16 protein-coding genes are annotated in these 13,494 nt (G+C 63.6%); 11 read left to right on the forward strand and 5 right to left on the reverse strand.

All coding sequences use genetic code 11. The features are described 5' to 3' along the window. The coding region (locus A3AU_RS0125295; protein ID WP_027052196.1) for a transposase at window positions 1-282 on the forward strand (282 nt) is incomplete at its 5' end. A gap of 185 nt (window positions 283-467) precedes the next feature. On the opposite strand, the gene A3AU_RS0125300 is transcribed toward A3AU_RS0125295, so the two are convergent. The 3 genes from A3AU_RS0125300 to A3AU_RS0125310 form a co-directional block, all read right to left on the reverse strand. Continuing rightward, window positions 468-827, reverse strand: coding sequence for a tRNA-binding protein (locus A3AU_RS0125300; protein WP_027055366.1), 360 nt, complete (start codon window positions 825-827; stop codon window positions 468-470). Between the two features lie 11 nt (window positions 828-838). Next, the gene (locus A3AU_RS0125305) at window positions 839-1,339 is read right to left on the reverse strand and encodes a type III secretion system chaperone family protein (RefSeq protein ID WP_027055367.1); all 501 of its coding nucleotides are present in this window, start codon (window positions 1,337-1,339) and stop codon (window positions 839-841) included. 343 nt (window positions 1,340-1,682) lie between these two features. Further along, window positions 1,683-1,985, reverse strand: a complete 303-nt coding sequence (locus tag A3AU_RS0125310; RefSeq protein ID WP_027055368.1) for an accessory factor UbiK family protein — start codon at window positions 1,983-1,985, stop codon at window positions 1,683-1,685. 193 nt (window positions 1,986-2,178) lie between these two features. Between A3AU_RS0125310 and A3AU_RS0125315 the strand changes: the two genes are divergently transcribed. The 7 genes from A3AU_RS0125315 to A3AU_RS0125345 all read left to right on the forward strand — a co-directional run bounded on the left by A3AU_RS0125315 (window position 2,179) and on the right by A3AU_RS0125345 (window position 8,317). Then, window positions 2,179-2,415 carry a BrnA antitoxin family protein gene (locus A3AU_RS0125315; protein ID WP_027055369.1) on the forward strand — a complete coding sequence of 79 codons (237 nt, stop codon included), beginning with the start codon at window positions 2,179-2,181 and terminating at the stop codon, window positions 2,413-2,415. 133 nt (window positions 2,416-2,548) lie between these two features. Beyond that, on the forward strand, window positions 2,549-3,409 hold the full coding sequence (lgt, locus tag A3AU_RS0125320; RefSeq protein ID WP_027055370.1) for a prolipoprotein diacylglyceryl transferase: 861 nt from the start codon (window positions 2,549-2,551) through the stop codon (window positions 3,407-3,409). Beyond that, window positions 3,406-4,494 (forward strand): class I SAM-dependent methyltransferase, encoded by a 1,089-nt coding sequence (locus A3AU_RS0125325; RefSeq protein WP_027055371.1) that lies wholly within the window; start codon window positions 3,406-3,408, stop codon window positions 4,492-4,494. The genes lgt and A3AU_RS0125325 overlap by 4 nt, the downstream gene beginning before the upstream one ends. A 103-nt stretch (window positions 4,495-4,597) precedes the next feature. Continuing rightward, entirely contained in the window at window positions 4,598-5,392 is a 795-nt protein-coding gene (gene pgeF, locus A3AU_RS0125330; RefSeq protein ID WP_027055372.1) for a peptidoglycan editing factor PgeF, read from the forward strand. Beyond that, entirely contained in the window at window positions 5,392-6,543 is a 1,152-nt protein-coding gene (locus A3AU_RS0125335) for a M24 family metallopeptidase (RefSeq protein ID WP_027055373.1), read from the forward strand. Before pgeF ends, A3AU_RS0125335 begins: the two co-directional genes overlap by 1 nt. A 43-nt stretch (window positions 6,544-6,586) precedes the next feature. After that, window positions 6,587-7,213 (forward strand): hypothetical protein, encoded by a 627-nt coding sequence (locus A3AU_RS0125340; protein ID WP_027055374.1) that lies wholly within the window; start codon window positions 6,587-6,589, stop codon window positions 7,211-7,213. A 168-nt stretch (window positions 7,214-7,381) separates the two neighbouring features. Then, entirely contained in the window at window positions 7,382-8,317 is a 936-nt protein-coding gene (locus tag A3AU_RS0125345; RefSeq protein ID WP_019860650.1) for a ribose-phosphate pyrophosphokinase, read from the forward strand. Between the two features lie 106 nt (window positions 8,318-8,423). Here A3AU_RS0125345 and A3AU_RS0125350 read toward each other — a convergent pair whose 3' ends face one another. After that, on the reverse strand, window positions 8,424-9,308 hold the full coding sequence (locus A3AU_RS0125350; protein WP_027055375.1) for an AraC family transcriptional regulator: 885 nt from the start codon (window positions 9,306-9,308) through the stop codon (window positions 8,424-8,426). A gap of 151 nt (window positions 9,309-9,459) precedes the next feature. Here A3AU_RS0125350 and A3AU_RS0125355 point away from each other — a divergent pair, with 151 nt between their 5' ends. Further along, entirely contained in the window at window positions 9,460-10,701 is a 1,242-nt protein-coding gene (locus A3AU_RS0125355; protein WP_027055376.1) for an MFS transporter, read from the forward strand. A 72-nt stretch (window positions 10,702-10,773) separates the two neighbouring features. Here A3AU_RS0125355 and A3AU_RS0125360 read toward each other — a convergent pair whose 3' ends face one another. After that, a complete protein-coding gene (locus tag A3AU_RS0125360) occupies window positions 10,774-11,631 on the reverse strand; it encodes an alpha/beta fold hydrolase (protein ID WP_027055377.1) in 858 nt (285 codons plus the stop codon). A 146-nt stretch (window positions 11,632-11,777) separates the two neighbouring features. On the opposite strand from A3AU_RS0125360, the gene A3AU_RS0125365 reads away from it, so the two are divergent. Then, window positions 11,778-12,206: a MarR family winged helix-turn-helix transcriptional regulator gene (locus A3AU_RS0125365; RefSeq protein WP_027055378.1), complete on the forward strand. Its 429-nt coding sequence runs from the start codon at window positions 11,778-11,780 to the stop codon at window positions 12,204-12,206. A gap of 224 nt (window positions 12,207-12,430) precedes the next feature. Continuing rightward, window positions 12,431-13,390: a cellulose biosynthesis protein BcsN gene (gene bcsN / locus A3AU_RS01000000136090; RefSeq protein ID WP_051355468.1), complete on the forward strand. Its 960-nt coding sequence runs from the start codon at window positions 12,431-12,433 to the stop codon at window positions 13,388-13,390. Window positions 13,391-13,494 lie beyond the last annotated feature (104 nt).

A 13,494-nucleotide genomic window follows, 5' to 3' on the forward strand; every position in this document is an offset into this window, starting at 1 on the left:
CGCTCACCCAAGTCGATCGCCGCACTCGCCGGCCTTGCCCCCTTCGACAACAAGAGCGGCAAGCTCAACCGCAGGAGCCAGATCCAGGGTGGCCGATCGCGTGTGCGCCGTGCTCTCTACATGGCTGCGCTCGGCGCCATCCGAGCTTGTGAGCGCTTCAGGGCTTTCTATACCGCCATCGCAGCCCGCTCAGGCTCGAAGAAGCTGGCCATCATCGCCGTCGCAAGGAAGCTCCTTGTCGTCCTCAATGCCATCATTCGAGACAAAAAAGCTTTCGCATGAACACAGTTGCCATTCCGTGACCTGCGAGCGGCTCCGCGGTGCAGAATCTGCGGACCGACCGCAAAGTCGTATATGCTTGTGAAGACGACCTTTCCGGATCGCCCCGTTCTTCGGCAGCTGTCGCGGCATGGATCCTCGGGTCTGCGCGCGCGCTCCGCGCCCGCTACGCCCGTGGATGACGAAAATTAAAACAATCTTCCGCCGTCCGGCACCTTGCGCTCGATGGCGCCGAGTACCACCGCGCCCTCCTCGTCGGGAAAGCCGAGCGTCAGCACTTCCGACATGAACGGCCCGATCTGGCGTGGCGGGAAATTGACCACCGCGAACACCTGCCGCCCGACCAGCGTCTCGGGCGCATAATATTTGGTAATCTGCGCCGACGATTTCTTGACGCCGATGTCGGGTCCGAAATCGATCTTCAACTTGAACGCAGGCTTGCGCGCTTCCGGGAAAGGCTCGGCCTCGACGATCGTGCCGGCGCGGATGTCGACACGATCGAAATCGGCAAAACTGATCTCGGGCTTACGCTCTTTGCTTGCACTCATTAGCGTACCGCTCAGGCGTTGCCGTAGGTCTCGAACAGCACGCCGGCCAGTGCATCCTTGGCCGAAGTTCCCGACCAGACGACGAACTGGAAAGCCTGGAAATAGCATTCGCAGGCTTCCAGCGCCGAGGCCAAGAGTACCTCGACCTGCTGGCTCGACGGCTCGAGCCCGCCGGCCAGAAGCAGCGACTGGCGGAACATGATCGCGCCTTCCTGCTCCCAGAGATCGAAATGCCCGAACAGCATCTGTTCGTTGATCAGCGACAACAGCCGCATCACTTCCAGCGCGCGCGTCTCCGGCACCTTGATGTCAAAGGCGCAGGCCAGATGCAGCGCCTCGAAATCCTCCATCCAGGAGAAGGAGACGTGATAATCGGTCCAGCTACCGGCGACCGAGATCGAAATTTCGTCATCGCCGGCCCGTTCGAAGGACCAGTCATTGTTGTGAGCCACCTGCTCGATCACATCCACCGGATGGATTTCGCGGGAGAATTCGAGTTCGAGAAGTTCCATGGAATGCTTCCTGTCGTTCTGAGGAGCGCCGCCACACGCTCCGCGGGAGGGCACACACAACGAACAATCTGATCTAGAACTCGGACGGCCAGGACTTTCTTCGCGCTAAGACTACTTCTCGACGCAACGACCCCAGACCGGACCCCACCGCCCGGCCGCATGACCCTGCTCCGAATCATGCAACAAATTCAGTCTATTGATCGGGAGTCGCGTGAACAGCCCAATTTTTCGCACTGCGTCATTCGCATGTGGAAAGGCGCTGTCACAAAGATTCATGCAATGCCGTTAAGCGATTCACGGCAAAGCGCTTTTCAGGCTTCGACTATGTGGAAAAGTTTAACGATTATTTTTTTGCGCGCGGCTTCGCCGCCGCCGCTGGTGCGGCATCGCCGGCCAGTTCGGCGAGCTTGGCTTCGAGCGCTTCGATGCGGGCGGCAAGCCTGGCATTCTCGTCTCGGGCCTTGGCGGCCATTTCGCGCGCTGCCTCGAATTCCTCGCGCTGCACCACGTCCATCGAATTGAGGATGCGCTCCGCCTGCCCCTTGAAGGCGGTCTCCACCTCGCGGCGCACACCTTGCGCGGCACCGGCGGCGTCGGTCATCAGCTTGGCGAATTCATCGAGAATGCGGTTCGGTCCTGTCGACATGGCAAATCCTCGCTTGCTTGAAATGACGTAGTGGCGCTGCGCGCCGAATGCAAGAACGTTGAGGGCCTGGTGCGGCATCTGCGTTGCTATGGCGCACGGCTCGCAAAGCTATACTCGGGCGCGCCAAATTGCGTATTGTGTTTCGTCGCGTCTCGTGTCCCGGCACCAGTCGCCTCCGACCCAGGATCAGCCAATGGCAACGCCTCCACGCCGACCGACAAATCCGTTCGCAGCCGCCGAAGCTGCCTTCAAGCCGGTCAAGAAACCGGCGGCAGCCCCGCCTCGCGGGCCTTCCACCGCGCCTGATGTCCGCGAACTTGTCTCGATCCGGATCGACCGGGCCGTGCTCGACCACTTCCAGGAGGATGGCCCCGGCTGGCAGGACAGGATCAACGACGCATTGCGACAGTTGGTGGCCGCCAAGGGGTGAGTTGCCCCACGTCGCGACGGCTCGCGGCGTGGACCCGTCGCGACACTTGACGGCAGCCAGCTTGCCTTGACCCTGCCAAAACCCTGCCGCATGGTCCGCGCGCAAAACGCGTTTCGCAACCGAGAGCTCCCCGTTGAACGAATATTTCCTGCTGCCGCTGGCCTCGCTGCCGTTTCCCAACATCAACCCGATCCTGATCCAGATCGGGCCGCTGGCGGTGCACTGGTACGGCGTCGGTTACATCGTCGGCATCCTGTTTGCCTGGTGGTACGCCAAGCGGCTCGCCGCCAATCCGAAATTGTGGCCCGACGGCGTCCTGCCGATGAAGCCGGAGGACCTCGACGATTTCATCGTCTGGGCGGCGATCGGCGTCGTGCTCGGCGGCCGCACCGGTTACGTGCTGTTCTATGACCTGCCGCGCTATATCCAGCATCCGCTCGACATCTTCGCCGTCTGGCAGGGCGGCATGTCGTTCCATGGCGGCCTGCTCGGCGTCATCCTCGCCATGACGCTGTTTTCCATCAAGCGCGGCATCCGCACTTGGTCGCTGTTCGATGTCGTGGCCGCCGGCGTGCCGGTTGGGCTCGGCCTGGTGCGCGTCGCCAATTTCATCAACTCGGAGCTTTGGGGCCGGCCGACCGACGTACCGTGGGCAATGGAATTCCCAAATGGCGGCCCGTTCACCCGCCATCCTAGCCAGCTCTACGAAGCGTTTCTCGAAGGCATCGTGCTGTTCCTCGTGCTGCGCATCCTCACCCATTCGCGCTTCAAGCTGAAGACACCGCGCTTCGTGGGCGGCGCCTTCATCTGCGGCTACGGCCTGTCGCGGATCTTTGTCGAATTCTTCCGCGAGCCTGACCAGCAACTCGGCTATCTCCTCGGCACCAACTGGCTGACCATGGGCATGATCCTGTCGACGCCGATGGTGCTGGCCGGAATCTGGGCGATGGCGACCGCCAAGCCGGTGACGCAAATGGAGCCGCGGGCGACATGACGCGGCTGAAGACCCGCATCGTCGACCTGATCGAGGCGCTTGGGCCGCTTCCCGTCAACGAATATATGGCGCTGTGCCTGTTCGATCCCGCCGACGGCTACTACACCACACGCGAGCCCTTTGGTGCGGCCGGCGACTTCGTCACCGCGCCGGAGATCAGCCAGATGTTCGGTGAACTCGTCGCCGTCTGGCTTTACCAGGCCTGGGCAGCGATTGGCCGGCCGATGCCGGTCACCGCCGCCGAGATCGGCCCCGGCCGCGGCACGTTGATGAAGGACATGCTGCGCACGCTGTCGCGGCTCGATCCTGATCTGGCCAATGGCGCTGCCTTCGCCATGATCGAGACCAGCCCGCGCCTGGCCGAAATCCAGAAGCGGACGCTCGGCGCGACACCTTTTACGGTTCAATGGCACGAGACCATCGAGACCTTGCCCCATCAGCCACTGCTCATCGTCGGCAACGAGTTGTTCGACGCCATCCCGATCCGCCAGTTCGTCCGCGCCGGCACCGGCTGGCGCGAGCGCATGGTCGGCCTCGACGACGACAACGCCCTTTCTTTCTTCGCCGGCGCCGGTTCGGTCGACGCAACGCTTCTGCCCGTTGACGCGGCCGAAGCGCCGCAAGGCGCGATCGTCGAGGTCGCGCCCGCCCGCACCGCCCTGATGGCGGCGATCGCCGAACGCATGGCCCGAAACGGTGGCGCCGGCCTGTTTCTCGACTATGGCCATCTGCAACCGGGGATCGGCGACACGCTGCAGGCCTTGCGCCGGCACCATCACGAAGATGTGCTGGCCAATCCCGGCGAAGCCGACGTCACCTCGCATGTCGATTTCGCCGCCCTTGCCGCGGTCGCGCGCGGGCATGGCCTCGACGTCCATCTGTCGACGCAAGGCTATTTCCTGCTCGGCATGGGCATTCTCGAGCGCGCCGGTCGGCTTGGCGCCGATGCCGGTCAGGCGGCTCGCGACGAGATATCATCTGCTGTCGAGCGGCTTGCCGGGCCGCAGGCCATGGGCGAGCTGTTCAAGGTGCTTGCCGTCATGCCGCGCTCCGTGTCCGTCAGGCCCTTTGCGACGGCGGATTGACTTTTCACCGCTGCCCCTCCCAATCTCCCGTCCGGTAAAAGAGCGGTCTGACCGCCGGCCGCTTTTTCTTGACGAAACCGCCCACACGGACAACAACGCCCGCATGCTCAATCAGACCAAACCGGATCCCGTTCGGTCGCCGCGGCTGGACAAGGCGCAGGCACAAGGCATCCGCCACGGCTATTTCACCCGCACGGGCGGCGTCTCGACCGGCATCTACCAGGGTCTCAACATCGGCACCGGGTCGGATGACGACAAGGCGCTGGTGGCCGAGAACCGCGCCCGTGTCGCCGCCTGGATGGGCGTGCCGGCGAACCACCTGTTGACCGCCTGGCAGATCCATTCGCCCGATGTCGTCATCGCCAGGGAGCCCTTTGCCGGCGAGCGGCCCAAGGCCGACGCCCTCGTCACCGACCGGCCAGGCATCGCCATCGGCGCCTCGACCGCCGATTGCGGCCCGGTTCTGTTCGCCGATGCCGGGGCGCGCATCATCGGCGCGGCGCATGCCGGCTGGAAAGGCGCCTTCACGGGCGTGCTGGAAAACACCATTGCCGCCATGGAAAGCGTTGGCGCCCGCCGCGAAAACATCGTCGCCGTGCTCGGCCCCTCGATCGGCCCCGACAATTACGAGGTCGGGCCGGAATTCGTCGCCCGCTTCGTCGAGGCCGACGCCGAAAACATCGGCTATTTCGCGCCTTCGGCAAAGGCCGGCCACGCCATGTTCGACCTCGTCAGTTACACGGTCGACCGTCTGGCCAGGGCCGGCGTGACCGCCGAGGGCCTCGGCCGCTGCACCTATGCCGAGGAAGATTTGTTTTACTCCTACCGGCGCACCACGCACCGCAAGGAGCCTGATTACGGCCGGCAGGTTTCGGCAATCGTTTTGGAGAATGAATAATGGCTTTGCATTTTGAACGATCGGAATTTGACGCGCGTCGCGACCGGCTGATGATCGAGATGGCCGAGAAGAAGCTCGACGCCATCCTGCTGTTCGCGCAGGAAAGCATGTACTGGCTGACCGGCTACGACACGTTCGGCTTCTGCTTCTTCCAGTGCCTGGTGGTGAAGGCCGACGGCTCCATGGTGCTTTTGACCCGCTCGGCCGACCTGCGCCAGGCGCGCCACACCTCGATCATCGACAACATCGTGCTGTGGACCGACCGCGACGGCGCCAACCCGGCGGTCGACCTGCGCAACCTGCTCAACGACCTCGACCTGCTCGGCGCTCGCATCGGCGTCGAATACGACACCCATGGCCTGACCGCCTATAATGGCCGCCGGCTGGACGAGCAGTTGCAGACCTTCGGCCAGATCGCGGACGCCTCCGGCATTGTCGGCCGGCTGCGCCTGTTCAAGAGCCCGGCCGAGGTCGCCAAGGCCGAGAAGGCCGCCAACCTCTCCGACGACGCGCTGGACGCCGCACTTCCGCTGATCAAGCAGGGTGGGGACGAAGCGCTGATCCTCGCCGCCATGCAAGGCGCGATCTTCGCCGGCGGCGGCGATTACCCGGCCAACGAGTTCATCATCGGCTCCGGCGCCGATGCGCTGCTCTGCCGTTACAAGGCCGGCCGCCGCAAGCTCACCAAGAACGACCAGCTGACGCTAGAATGGGCGGGTGTCTTCCATCATTACCATGCGCCGATGATGCGCACGGTGCTGACCGGCAAGGCGTCGAGGCGCCATCAGGAACTGTTCGACGCCGCGCGTGCCGCGCTGCTCGCGGTGGAGAAAGCGATGACGCCGGGCAATACATTCGGCGATGTCTTCGACGCGCACGCCCGCACCATGGAAGCGCACGGCCTGACCAAGCATCGGCTGAACGCCTGCGGCTATTCGGTCGGCGCGCGCTTCACGCCGTCCTGGATGGACATGCCGATGTTCTATCAGGGCAATCCCGAGCCGATCGCGCCCAACATGACGCTGTTCGCCCACATGATCATCATGGATTCCGAGACCGAGACGGCAATGACGCTTGGCCGCACCTACCTGACCACCGAATCCCAGCCGAAGCCGCTTTCCCGCCATGATCTCGACTTGATCGTACAGTGAATCCATAATGGGAGGCGTTCTTCGCCAAGGAGTTAGAAGGCAAATGAGACGATCGCATGTGACGACCGTGTCATTGCTTGTGGCATTGGCTGTTGCCTCCTGCACCAACGCAAAGGACGTTCTCGAACCCTCCGCCATCACCCCGCCGGCCGCCTCCGCACAGACCGCGGCGCCGGGCAGCACGGCGGCCACGGTTCCCGCAACGTCACCAGTGCCTGGCGCCACCACGGCCGGGGCGCCCGCAACCACCACCACGCCGCTCACGCCAGCGCAGAGCGCAGCCATCCTGTCGAAGACCCGGCTGCAGATCGCGCCGATCGTCGGCGCTTCGGTGGAGGCCGCGACACCGTTGACGGCGGAATTGCAGGCGCGCGCCAAGCAGCGCGGCATCACGCTGGCCGGCAGCCAGGACCAGACCGCGACGCATGTGCTGAAAGGTTATTTCTCGGCGATTTCGGAGGGCAAGGACACCACCGTCATCTATGTCTGGGACGTCTACGACCCATCGGGCAACCGCCTGCACCGCATCAACGGCCAGATGAAGGCGCCTTCGGTTGGCAAAGGCGGGGGCGCCGACAGCTGGAAGGATGTCTCGCCGGCCACCATGCAGGCGATCGCCGACCAGACCATAGACCAGTTCGCGGCGTTTCTCGGCGGCAAGGCGGGCTAGCAAGGGGTGCTGGAGTGTTGCCTCTCGGCGATGGCACCAACCTTTCTTGAGTTTAGCCGGCGGATTCCCGATCTCGGCGCTTGCAATACCGGCGCGGGCCGCTAAAAGCCCGGTTAACGGGCGCAGGCGAGTCCGTGAGGTCTCGCCATCCTCCACCAGGAACGGTGCATGAAACTCTTCGCGGGCAATTCCAACAGGGTGCTGGCCGAAGCGGTCGCCCGCTATCTCAACATCCCGCTGGGCAAGGCCAGTGTCAGGCGCTTCGCCGACCAGGAAATCTTCGTCGAAATCCAGGAAAACGTGCGCGGCGAGGATGTCTTCATCCTGCAGTCGACGTCGTTCCCGACCAACGATCATTTGATGGAATTGCTCATCATGATCGACGCCTTCATGCGCTCCTCGGCCAAGCGCATCACCGCGGTGATTCCCTATTTCGGCTACGCCAGGCAGGACCGCCGGGCGTCGGGCCGCACGCCTATCTCGGCCAAGCTGGTCGCCAACATGATCACCCGCGCCGGCGTCGACCGGGTTCTGACGCTCGACCTGCATGCCGGCCAGATCCAGGGCTTCTTCGACATTCCGACCGACAATCTGTTCTCGGTGCCGGTGATGGCCCGCGACGTGAAGGCGAAATACAAGCAGCTCGGCAACGTCGTGGTGGTGTCGCCCGACATTGGCGGCGTGGTGCGGGCGCGCGCGCTGGCCAAGCGCTTCGACGCGCAGCTCGCCATCGTCGACAAACGCCGCGAGCGGCCAGGCGAATCGGAAGTCATGAACATCATCGGCGCGGTGGCCGGCAAGGATTGCCTGCTGATCGACGACATCGTCGATTCCGGCGGCACGCTGTGCAATGCCGCCGATGCGCTGTTAGCAAACGGTGCCACCAGCGTCACCGCCTATATCACCCATGGCGTGCTGTCGGGCGGCGCGGTCGCGCGCATCAGCGGCTCGAAGCTGCAGGAACTGGTGATCACCGATTCCATCCAGCCGACTCAAGGCGTGCTCGACGCCCCCAACATCCGCGTCATCTCGATCGCCGACCTTATGGGCGAAGCGATCTCGCGCACGGCGACCGAGGAATCGGTGTCGAGCCTGTTCGACTAACGCTCTAGAGCAATTCCAGGAAAAGTGTGTAACGGTTTTCCGTCCGGAATTGCGTAAAAACAATGCATTAGAGCGGTTCGGCGATTCCATGAAACGCTGAACAGCTCTAGGCTACCGGCCCCTCCAGCCGCGCTGGCACGCTGGGCCGACGAACACCTTCCCCGCCATCTCGGGCGCCGCGCATATAGCCGCGCGGCGAGGAGCCCAGCATGCGCTTGAACATGGTGATGAAGGCCGGCACGCTGTCATAGCCGAGATCGAGCGCCACCCGGGTGATGGGTTCGCCATCGGCGAGCCTTGGCAGTGCCGCGAACAGGCAGGCCTGCTGGCGCCATGTCGACAGCGACAGGCCGGTCTGGCGCTGGAAGGCGCGCGTGAAGGAGCGCCGGCTCATGCCGGCGGCGTCGGCCCATTCGTCGATCGTCGCGTGCGGCGACGGTGCCGCGACAAAGCGCCGGCACAGCGCCGCCAGCCGCGGATCGGACGGGAACGGCAGGCCGAGCGGCCTCTCCGGCAAGGTCGGGATTTCATGCAGCAACAGGTTCATGATCAACCCGCCGCGCCCTTCCAACTCGCCGCCTTGCGGCAGTTTCTCCGATTCCACGATCAGGCTGTGCATCAGTTCGGTGACGCCGACCACACGCAAGCCTTCCGGCAGCCCCGGGATCGCACCCGGCATGACATAGACCGAGCGCATCGAGACATCGCCCAGCATCTCGACGGAATGTTCGATGCCGGCCGGAATCCACATCGCGTGGTCCGGCGGCACCATCCAGCGCCCGTGCCGCGTCGTCACCAGCACGACGCCGACCAGCGCATGCAGCAACTGGCTGCGGCTGTGGCGGTGTTGCGGCACGTGGTAGCCGTCGGGATATTCGGTCGGCAACGCCACCGCCGGCCCGGCGACCTCCTCCAGCCATTGCCAGCGGCTCTGGTGCAATTCGCCGAGATCGGCATTGCCGGCGCGGAAGACTTCCCTGCCATGTGGCATAGGCTATGGCCCACTTGCGAAACTATTGGACCAAACCACGAAAGAAGTCGCGCCGCAAGCGGCATATAAGGCAACCGTCCCTAAGGCGGCCGCAGCGGCGTCCGCCATCTGGCCTGCGGACGTACCCGCCAAAAAGACCACGGAGCCTGCCTTGACCGATACGACAGCCGCCAGTGTCGCGCCACCAGCGACCGCCAGTCACGCCTCAGCCCAGGCGACGGCCTTCACCGTCATCCTGGCTGTGAGCTTTTGCCACTGCATCAACGACATCATGCAGTCGCTGCTATCGGCCATCTATCCCTTGCTCAAACAGAATTACGGCCTCGATTTCTGGCAGATCGGCCTGCTGACCTTCACCTTCCAGGTGACGGCGTCGCTGCTGCAGCCGGTGATCGGCATTATCACCGACAAGCGGCCGATGCCCTATTCCCTGCCCTACGGCATGGCCTCGTCGCTGATCGGCCTGGTCGTGCTGGCCTATGCCGGTCACTACTATCTGCTGCTGCTCGGCGCCTCGCTGATCGGCATCGGCTCGGCGATCTTCCATCCGGAATCCTCGCGCATCGCCCGCTTCGCCTCCGGCGGCCGCTTCGGCCTGGCGCAGTCGCTGTTCCAGGTCGGCGGCAATTTCGGCCAGTCCATGGGCCCGCTTCTGGCTGCCTTCATCGTCGTGCCTTTCGGCCAGACCAGCATCGCCTGGTTCGCCGTCGGCTCGCTGGTCGGCATCTTCGTGCTGTGGCAGGTGGGCGGCTGGTACAGCCGGCTGCGCGCCGCGCAGGGCACCCGCAAGGCGGTAAGCTTCGTCTCGCCCTTCCCGCGCCGCAAGGTGATGAATGCATTGATCGTGCTGACCTTGCTGGTGCTGAGCAAGAACGCCTATATCGCTAGCCTCGCCAGCTACTACACCTTCTACTCCATCCATAAGTTCGGCGTGTCGGTGCAGATGAGCCAGGTGATGCTGTTCCTGTTCCTCGGCGCCTCGGCGCTCGGCATCCTGCTCGGCGGTCCGTTCGGCGACCGCTACGGGCAGAAGGCGATGATCTGGTTCTCGATCGTCGGCGTGCTGCCCTTCACGCTGGCGCTCCCCTACGCCAATCTGGAATGGACGATGGTGCTGACCGTGCTGATCGGCCTCATCCTGTCGTCGGCCTTTTCCAACATCGTCGTCTTCGCGCAGGAACTGGTGCCCGGCCGTGTCGGCATGATCGCCGGCATCTTCTTCGGCTTCGCCTTCGGCATGGGCGGCATCGCGGCGGCCGTGCTCGGCGTCGTCGCCGACATGAAGGGCATCGACTTCGTCTTCCAGATCTGCTCGTACCTGCCGTTCCTCGGCCTGCTGACCGTGTTCCTGCCCAACATGAAGGAAGCGCGCAAGGCCCAGGCAGCAGCCTGAACCCGGCAGACCTCAATCCAGATGAAAAGGCACCCGCCTGACGGCGGGTGCCTTTGACATTTCAAAGCGAGCTCAGGCCTTGAAAAAGGCCAGCAGGTCGGCGTTGATGACATCGGCGTGGGTTGTCGCCATGCCATGCGGAAAGCCCTTGTAGATCTTGAGCTCGCCCTTCTTGAGCAGCTTGATCGACAGCAGCGCCGCGTCGGCAATCGGCACGATCTGGTCGTCGTCGCCATGCATGACCAGCACCGGCACGTCGATCGCCTTCAAATCCTCGGTGAAGTCGGTTTCCGAGAAAGCCTTGATGCAATCATAATGCGCCTTGGTGCCGCCCATCATGCCCTGGCGCCACCAATTGTCGATGACACCCTGCGAGACCGCGGCGCCCGGCCGGTTGAAGCCGTAGAACGGACCGGTGGGTACATCCACGTAGAGCTGGGCGCGGTTGGCCGCGACGCCGGAACGGAAGCCGTCAAAGACCTCCATCGGCAGGCCGCCGGGATTGGCCGGGGTCTTGAGCATGATCGGCGGCACCGCACCGATCAGCACCGCCTTGGCGACGCGGCCGCCCGAGCCGTATTTCGCGACATAGCGCGCCACCTCGCCGCCGCCGGTCGAATGGCCGACATGGATGGCGTCCTTGAGGTTGAGATGCGCCGCAAGTTCCGCGACGTCGGCCGCATAGGTGTCCATCTCGTTGCCGACATCCGTCTGGGTCGAGCGGCCATGGCCACGCCGGTCATGGGCGATGACGCGGTAGCCTTGCGCCAGGAAGAACAGCATCTGGGCGTCCCAGTCATCGCTGCTCAGCGGCCAGCCGTGATGGAAGACGATGGGCTGACCGGTTCCCCAGTCCTTGTAGTAGATCTGCGTGCCGTCCTTGGTGGTGATCGTGCCGCTGCCGGTGCCAGACTTTGTCTGCGAAGCCATCTCAATCTCCTTCGATTATTAGCGCGATAAACAATATCGCGATATCTATGTCGATAACGCAACTCGAAACCCTTGTCCACGGAAAATATGTATCGCGATATTATTTTTCGTGGTACATAACCGATTAATCGGCAAAGGAATGCATCGTGCCCCTCCCCTTGGACAACCAGCTCTGCTTCACCCTTTACGCTACGTCAATGGCCATCAACCGCACCTACAAGCCGATGCTGGACGAGATGGGCATCACCTATCCGCAATATCTCGTGCTCAACGCGCTGGGTGAGGCCGACGGCATGTCGGTCGGCACCGTTGCGCACCGGCTTGCCCTGGAATCGAGCACGGTCACACCGCTGGTGAAGCGCATGGAACAGGCCGGTCTTGTCACCCGCCAGCGCAGCCACACCGACGAGCGCCAAGTGCAGGTCGATCTGACCGCTGCAGGACGAGCGCTGCTTGTCCAGTGCAACTGCCTGAACGAGACGTTGATCGAGCGCTCCGGCATGACGTTGGCTGAACTCGACGCGCTGAACCGGCAGATCCAGGCACTGCGCAATGCGCTCAATGGCAAACAATAGCCTGATCTCCATATGCCCGCCCGTGAAATGCCGGGCATCTTCTGGGGGTAAGTCGTTGGCGGCGGCAATTATTCTTCGTTGATCGACGCGAATCTCCTAGCTTTGCCATCATGGACTCCCTCAACACAGCTTGTGTCCGTCCATTGCCGCGGCTGCCTGCCCTTCTCGTTGGAGAGGGTGAACGGCCTCGAGGGTTTGCACGATCAGCCCTGAAGGCAGCTGCAATGATGTCGGTTGCGGTGCTGGCCGGCTGTGCCGGGCCAGCGCCGATCGTCAACCCGTCCGGAACGAGCCTTGCTTCTGCCGAGACAGCCTTCGCGTTCCCGCCTCCAGGTGGCCCCGCAATCACCGCCATTCTCGAGCGGCGCTTCACCAATGCCACCCAGCAGGACATCCTGCTTTCGACCTCGGCGCACACACCAGGCCAGAATACGCTGCGCGTGCAGTTGTTTGGACCGGTGGACACTTCGTTGGCTGGACAAGGCCGGCTTCGGGACGGATACTTGCCGATCGGCGACCTCGGCTCTGAAATGCGGCAGATGCTACCGGGTATTCGCATGCAGCGCTCGCCCTACTACGTCCAGAACAAATATGGCCCGTTCGGCTACGCCGTGGGCCGGGCGGCATCAGGTGACACCTGTCTCTATGGCTGGCAGCGCATCAGCTCGACCGGCGTGACGCAAACCTGGATCGGCAACAAGGGATCGGTCCAGGTGCGGTTGCGTCTGTGCGACCAGGGCGCGTCCGAGCAGAAGCTGCTCGACATCATGTATGGCTACACGATCACGTCCTACTTCAAGTCGCGCAACTGGAACCCTTATGGCGAGCCTGTCGCCCCCGACGAGTCCCTGGGCAAGCCGGGTCATCCCATCTACCCGGTCGGCGTCACGCGGTTTGAAACGGTGACGGCGCCGGCTTCGGCCAAGCCAGCACCTCGCATTGTCCGGCGGCGTGACGCGGCGGGGCAGCAGCCGGTGCAATCGCTGGCACACCCTGTCGGACCGCTCGTGCCTGCCCCACCTGGAGGGCGGACGGCGCAAACGCTCCAGCCCGCTGCAAGTCAACCGGTCGCGACGGGCAATGCAGTGGTTGGCAGCGGCCCGATCACGATTGTTCCTTCGCCGCCTTGCGCGCAAACCAGCGCCGCAGCTGGCTGCGGCAAGCAGGAGGATACAGCTCGCTAACCATAGTTGCAGGCAAAACAGGTCACGGCCAGAAAACAGGACGATATTCCGTGTGCGACGTGATGTCGGAAACAGGCAGCGGCTATCCGATGATTTGACGGATC

Origin of the sequence: Mesorhizobium erdmanii USDA 3471, assembly GCF_000472705.1 — a bacterium.
Classification (GTDB): Bacteria; Pseudomonadota; Alphaproteobacteria; order Rhizobiales; family Rhizobiaceae; genus Mesorhizobium; species Mesorhizobium erdmanii.

Bases quoted from the DNA above. Each gene is read 5' to 3' on its own strand.
- A3AU_RS0125300 (WP_027055366.1), bottom strand. From the start codon at position 827: ATGAGTGCAAGCAAAGAGCGTAAGCCCGAGATCAGTTTTGCCGATTTC.
- A3AU_RS0125305 (WP_027055367.1), bottom strand. From the start codon at position 1,339: ATGGAACTTCTCGAACTCGAATTCTCCCGCGAAATCCATCCGGTGGAT.
- A3AU_RS0125310 (WP_027055368.1), bottom strand. From the start codon at position 1,985: ATGTCGACAGGACCGAACCGCATTCTCGATGAATTCGCCAAGCTGATG.
- A3AU_RS0125315 (WP_027055369.1), top strand. From the start codon at position 2,179: ATGGCAACGCCTCCACGCCGACCGACAAATCCGTTCGCAGCCGCCGAA.
- A3AU_RS0125325 (WP_027055371.1), top strand. From the start codon at position 3,406: ATGACGCGGCTGAAGACCCGCATCGTCGACCTGATCGAGGCGCTTGGG.
- pgeF (WP_027055372.1), top strand. From the start codon at position 4,598: ATGCTCAATCAGACCAAACCGGATCCCGTTCGGTCGCCGCGGCTGGAC.
- A3AU_RS0125335 (WP_027055373.1), top strand. From the start codon at position 5,392: ATGGCTTTGCATTTTGAACGATCGGAATTTGACGCGCGTCGCGACCGG.
- A3AU_RS0125340 (WP_027055374.1), top strand. From the start codon at position 6,587: ATGAGACGATCGCATGTGACGACCGTGTCATTGCTTGTGGCATTGGCT.
- A3AU_RS0125345 (WP_019860650.1), top strand. From the start codon at position 7,382: ATGAAACTCTTCGCGGGCAATTCCAACAGGGTGCTGGCCGAAGCGGTC.
- A3AU_RS0125350 (WP_027055375.1), bottom strand. From the start codon at position 9,308: ATGCCACATGGCAGGGAAGTCTTCCGCGCCGGCAATGCCGATCTCGGC.
- A3AU_RS0125360 (WP_027055377.1), bottom strand. From the start codon at position 11,631: ATGGCTTCGCAGACAAAGTCTGGCACCGGCAGCGGCACGATCACCACC.
- bcsN (WP_051355468.1), top strand. From the start codon at position 12,431: ATGATGTCGGTTGCGGTGCTGGCCGGCTGTGCCGGGCCAGCGCCGATC.